The 5,022-nt window shown below is 41.2% G+C and carries 8 protein-coding genes; all 8 read left to right on the top strand.

What is annotated here, in order from left to right; translation table 11 throughout:
- Positions 1-130: 130 nt before the first annotated feature.
- Positions 131-319, top strand: a complete 189-nt coding sequence (locus tag AYJ55_RS31325) for a hypothetical protein (RefSeq protein ID WP_187153374.1) — start codon at positions 131-133, stop codon at positions 317-319.
- A gap of 85 nt (positions 320-404) precedes the next feature.
- Positions 405-548, top strand: a complete 144-nt coding sequence (locus tag AYJ55_RS31320; protein WP_187153373.1) for a site-specific integrase — start codon at positions 405-407, stop codon at positions 546-548.
- Complete coding sequence (locus tag AYJ55_RS23325; RefSeq protein ID WP_162505849.1) at positions 524-895, top strand: tyrosine-type recombinase/integrase; 372 nt, start codon at positions 524-526, stop codon at positions 893-895. Before AYJ55_RS31320 ends, AYJ55_RS23325 begins: the two co-directional genes overlap by 25 nt.
- A gap of 267 nt (positions 896-1,162) precedes the next feature.
- The gene (locus AYJ55_RS23320) at positions 1,163-1,762 is read left to right on the top strand and encodes a hypothetical protein (protein WP_063657649.1); all 600 of its coding nucleotides are present in this window, start codon (positions 1,163-1,165) and stop codon (positions 1,760-1,762) included.
- A 162-nt stretch (positions 1,763-1,924) separates the two neighbouring features.
- The gene (locus AYJ55_RS23315) at positions 1,925-3,520 is read left to right on the top strand and encodes a terminase large subunit (RefSeq protein ID WP_162505850.1); all 1,596 of its coding nucleotides are present in this window, start codon (positions 1,925-1,927) and stop codon (positions 3,518-3,520) included.
- On the top strand, positions 3,501-4,073 hold the full coding sequence (locus AYJ55_RS23310) for a hypothetical protein (protein WP_063657676.1): 573 nt from the start codon (positions 3,501-3,503) through the stop codon (positions 4,071-4,073). Before AYJ55_RS23315 ends, AYJ55_RS23310 begins: the two co-directional genes overlap by 20 nt.
- Positions 4,070-4,267, top strand: coding sequence for a hypothetical protein (locus AYJ55_RS23305; RefSeq protein WP_063657645.1), 198 nt, complete (start codon positions 4,070-4,072; stop codon positions 4,265-4,267). Before AYJ55_RS23310 ends, AYJ55_RS23305 begins: the two co-directional genes overlap by 4 nt.
- 6 nt (positions 4,268-4,273) lie before the next feature.
- Positions 4,274-5,022, top strand: a 749-nt coding sequence (locus AYJ55_RS23300) for a site-specific integrase (RefSeq protein WP_063658111.1), incomplete at its 3' end; no start/stop codon positions are given.

Below are 5,022 nucleotides of genomic sequence, written 5' to 3'. Positions count from 1 at the left end.
AAAAGCTTTAAAACGCGGGAAGCTGCTTGCCATTTTCTTTTTCTGAGCGAATCTGAGCGATTTTTGGCGATGATGGCAAAAAGAAAAAGAGCAATGCCGAGATTGGCATCTCGCAAGTTGATTCATTTATGTGGGGAAAAAGGTCTTTCAGTGTGAAACGGGGCATTTACGGCAAAGTTCGCTCGATACGATTAAACATGCCTTGTTTTCGATTGACGAAACGTTGCAAGCAAAAATGGCGTTGAATATTCGCCGAGTGAATTTAACGGTTTACCGGAAAATACGCTTAAACATCTGCATTCTGCCTATTTGCTGCTGAAAGCAATGCGAAATGTTGGTGTCAGTCCAATTCCAAAATTGAAAAGAAAAGGGAAAAGCCTATTTTCATTCCGGCGTTTGAGAATGTGGATAGGATGATTGAAGAAGCGCCCGTCAGAGAAAAGATTGCCTTCATCTTGGCATCGGTGATTGGGCTTCGGATAAGCGAAATATTGGCATTGGATTATAGCGATATTCAAGGGGAATATTTGAATATCTCAAACATGTAACACGAAACGGTGTTATTGAAGGCTTAAAAGCTGACGTTCAGCGATTGTTACCGATGCCAAAAGGGTTATTGTCGCTATTGGATAAAAACAAGTTTGGGTTACATGAACCATTAATTGTCAGTCAATCAGTGAAAAGACTGTCGTTAAATTACAGTACGACAGGAATTGTTAAGGAATTACTGGAAAAATTCAGGATTGGGAAATTTCATAACTTACGGCATTTTGCAGCGGTACGTCTTATCAAAAAACGGAATGATATTCATGTTATTTCTAAAATGCTGGGTCATAAAACATTGAGACCACCTCAAATATTTACGGTCGATTTTCAGGGTCAATTTTTGAGTTAAATTTTTAACATTTGCGTTCATTTTTTAATCATTAAGGTAAATGGGGTTAAAACCTTAATTGCTTTACATCAAAGGGATTCAGGTAAAAAATTACAGAATAGCCAAAAACGCATAATTCCGCAGTCATACTTCCGCATTTTGAAAATTGGAAAACCTAATAATAACAACGCATGAAGAGGGATTTTTTTCGCATACTTCCGCAAAATAAGTCCGCACCCAAAATGGCTAATTTTACGAATGTTGCACAAAGGTTAAAAAGAGGTTGTCATGTCAGGGAAAGCTAAATATAAAAAAGCGTATATTGATGACGTGATCAACCTGTCTTTGGTGAAAGGCAAAGTATCAAATCATTTCATTGCAAAATGGCTGCATGTGGATGAAAAAACGATTAGAAATTGGCGAAAGGATTATTACGAATTTGATCATGCTTTTCATCATGCGGCCGACATTTTGAAAAAAGAGCTAGCAGAAACAGCAAGGCAAAACACCAAAATCCGAAAACGCAAAATTATTAAAACCACGGCAGACGGCGAAACGACAACGATAGAAGAAGTATTGCCTAGTCACAATGATATTGCCGTTTACAAAAAGATGGGGATCAATGAAGTCTTCTTTAACGATGAAAAGCATCAACAAAAAGAATACTTAAGATCGATACTCGAGCGAAAAAAATCAGCCGAAATCACTTCACTAGAGGCCGCGCAATTTTTAGAGATAGAAGGCATTCCTATACCAACTACCTTATTACTGGAAATTAAGCAATTGCAAGGTAGCCCTATACCAGAAGATATACTACCGCAAAATGCAATTACTCGAGAAATGACTTTAGAAGAGGCCGCAGAAGCGTACCAAAAACTGATGGGGTAAAGGGTTAAAATCGCTTACTTATTTATGTTATAAATGATATTAAATTTAAATATTTATTTAATATCAATTGATTATATGAGTTTAACCCCATTTTTTGTATTTTTATGTACACGTTTATGTGCAAAATATTTTTTTGAGTCGCTTTTTTCCGGACAAATTCCTATGCCGTTACCTTTTCCTTTTGACTTTAAAAAACCAGATTATTTTAAGGTATTTGAGTGGCGCGATGAGCGTCTACAACGGTTACGCCAGCAGCCGGAAAGTTTTAAACGATTAACCCGATTTTATAAGGATAATCCCGCGCAGTTTATTATTGACTGGGGCATGACGACAGACCCACGAAATGTCGATTACGGGTTACCGGTGACTATTCCTTTTTTGCTGTTCCCGAAACAGGAAGCATGGATTGACTGGATAATGACACGCTGGAAAGGACGTGAAAACGGTATTACCGAAAAAAGCCGCGAAATGGGCTTAAGCTGGACGTCAATTGCACTCGCATGCGCTTTATGTCTCTTTAATAAAGAGATGGTAATTGGCTTTGGCTCCCGCAAAGAAGAGTATGTTGACAGCACCGGTGACCCGAAAGCGTTGTTCTGGAAAGCCCGTAAGTTTATTGAAACTTTACCGCAAGAGTTTCGGGGAGGCTGGGTAGCGAAAAAACACGCGCCTTATATGCGGGTCAATTTTCCAAACACCGGCGCCATTATCAAGGGTGAAGCGGGGGACAATATTGGACGGGGTGACCGGACGACACTCTATTTCGTCGACGAAGCCGCCTTTTTGCCTCGTCCGCTATTGATTGATGCTGCCCTATCGCAAACTACCCGCTGCCGCATTGACTTAAGTTCGGTTAATGGGATGGACAATCCTTTTGCCCAAAAACGCCACAGTGGACGTATTCCGGTGTTTACCTTTCACTGGCGCAATGACCCCCGTAAAGATGAACAATGGTACGAAAAAGAGTGCCTGAAAATCGATAATCCGGTCATTGTGGCGCAGGAACTGGATTTGAACTATCAGGCGTCTGTTGAAGGTATCTTAATTCCCGCCGAATGGGTACAGGCGGCCATTGATGCCCATATCAAACTGGGGTTTTTGACAACGGGGGCTAAACGACTCGGTTTTGACGTTGCAGATGAGGGCGATGACAGCAACGCCCTCACGTTTGTACACGGATCGGTTGTCACGGATTGCCAGCAGTGGAGTAAAGGCGACGTGATCAGCTCAGCAAACCGAGTCAAAAACTATGCTGAGGAAGTCCATGCCGATGAAATCATCTATGACTCCATCGGGGTAGGGGCAGGGGTGAAAGCGCATCTACGACGGACATGTCATATCACCGCAACCGGATTCAACGCGGGTGGGGCTGTCTTTAAACCTGACGCAAAATATGTGGCGGGAAAAACCAATAAAGATATGTTCGCGAATATTAAGGCGCAAGCCTGGTGGGGCGTCCGAGACCGTTTTTTTAATACCTGGCGGTGTATCATGCATTTGGAAAAATATCCGGATGACAAACGTTTCATCAATCAATTTACCGATGGCCTGTTAATCAGTCTCAGTTCAGGCATAAAAGAACTTGACGTACTGAAAGCTGAATTATCCCGTCCTCGGGTGGATTACGACAACAATGGACGGGTGAAAGTCGAGCCTGAAGAACGCCGTTTAAAATGGTGCTTTTCTGTGGGCGGCTGTTCTGTGCGCGCAGGTTCGATTTTCTATAAGGAAAAGTACGATGAAATTAGTAACAACTAAAAATGACAATTTTTTAGTAACAGAAATGCCAACAATGACCAGTCTGGAAATGGTGGACTATATTAATGCGGAGCGGAAATCAAAAGCGGAAGCAGAGAGATTAACGTTTCCTTGCAAAAAATATCGCAAGTTACAGCACAATAATTTTATGGCAAAAGTACCCAAAGTTCTTGGAGAAACATCTGCTAAATTTTTAGCTGATGATATTTTCACCACTGGAAACGGTGCCCAGTCTATTCGAAAAATTTACCGATTTCCAAAACGTGAAGCCTGTCTAATGGCAATGAGTTACAGCTATGAGTTACAGGCTAAAATCTATGACTACATGACGGAGTTGGAAGAAAATAAAGGATTAGCTTTTACTATTGAGCAATTACAAAATATTGTTGCTACAGCCAGAAAAGAGTCTGATAAAGACTCTTCGGATGCTGGTCGTCGATTACGTAAGCGTCAAGATGATTTACCCATTCTTAAAAAAGCTGAAAAAACAGTAATGGAGTTATCTCAAATCCCCCTTGATTTAATTGGTGGAAGCATGAGGTTAGAAGGATGACTCCTGAGCAATTCATCGAAGCCAATGTTAAGGCCGAGTTAATCAAGCTGGGCTTTTCTACCTCTGTCGCCAGCTTAGCCACCCGTGAAGCCATCCGCTATTATCGCAAACAGCCAGCTAGTAGAAGAGGCAAGATGATAGAAGATTGTCTTAATCAAGCAAAAATTGTGGCCAGGTTAACAACAAAGCGATAATCGCAAATGAGTTCAATTAAACAAGTCAAAACTCGCCATGATAGCGAGGGTTTTCGTGTGCATTACGAAAATCCAGCAGGACGATTTCATAAAAGCTTTAAAACGCGGGAAGCTGCTTGCCATTTTCTTTTTCTGAGCGAATCTGAGCGATTTTTGGCGATGATGGCAAAAGAAAAAGAGCAATGCCGAGATTGGCATCTTCGCAAGTTGATTCAGTTTTATGTGGGGAAAAAGGTCTTTCAGTGTGAAACGGGGCATTTACGGCAAAGTTCGCTCGATACGATTAAACATGCCTTGTTTTCGATTGACGAAACGTTGCAAGCAAAAATGGCGTTGAATATTCGCCCGAGTGAATTTAACGGTTTACCGGAAAATACGCTTAAACATCTGCATTCTGCCTATTTGCTGCTGAAAGCAATGCGAAATGTTGGTGTCAGTCCAATTCCAAAATTGAAAAGAAAAGGGGAAAAGCCTATTTTCATTCCGGCGTTTGAGAATGTGGATAGGATGATTGAAGAAGCGCCCGTCAGAGAAAAGATTGCCTTCATCTTGGCATCGGTGATTGGGCTTCGGATAAGCGAAATATTGGCATTGGATTATAGCGATATTCAAGGGGAATATTTGAATATCTCAAAACATGTAACACGAAACGGTGTTATTGAAGGCTTAAAAGCTGACGTTCAGCGATTGTTACCGATGCCAAAAGGGTTATTGTCGCTATTGGATAAAAACAAGTTTGGGTTACATGAACCATT

The organism is Candidatus Arsenophonus triatominarum, from assembly GCF_001640365.1.
GTDB lineage: Bacteria > Pseudomonadota > Gammaproteobacteria > Enterobacterales > Enterobacteriaceae > Arsenophonus > Arsenophonus triatominarum.
The sequence above is the reverse complement of the archived record's forward strand: the minus strand, read 5'-3'. Positions and strand labels throughout refer to the sequence as shown.

Bases quoted from the DNA above. Each gene is read 5' to 3' on its own strand.
- AYJ55_RS23320 (WP_063657649.1), top strand. From the start codon at position 1,163: ATGTCAGGGAAAGCTAAATATAAAAAAGCGTATATTGATGACGTGATC.
- AYJ55_RS23315 (WP_162505850.1), top strand. From the start codon at position 1,925: ATGCCGTTACCTTTTCCTTTTGACTTTAAAAAACCAGATTATTTTAAG.
- AYJ55_RS23310 (WP_063657676.1), top strand. From the start codon at position 3,501: ATGAAATTAGTAACAACTAAAAATGACAATTTTTTAGTAACAGAAATG.
- AYJ55_RS23305 (WP_063657645.1), top strand. From the start codon at position 4,070: ATGACTCCTGAGCAATTCATCGAAGCCAATGTTAAGGCCGAGTTAATC.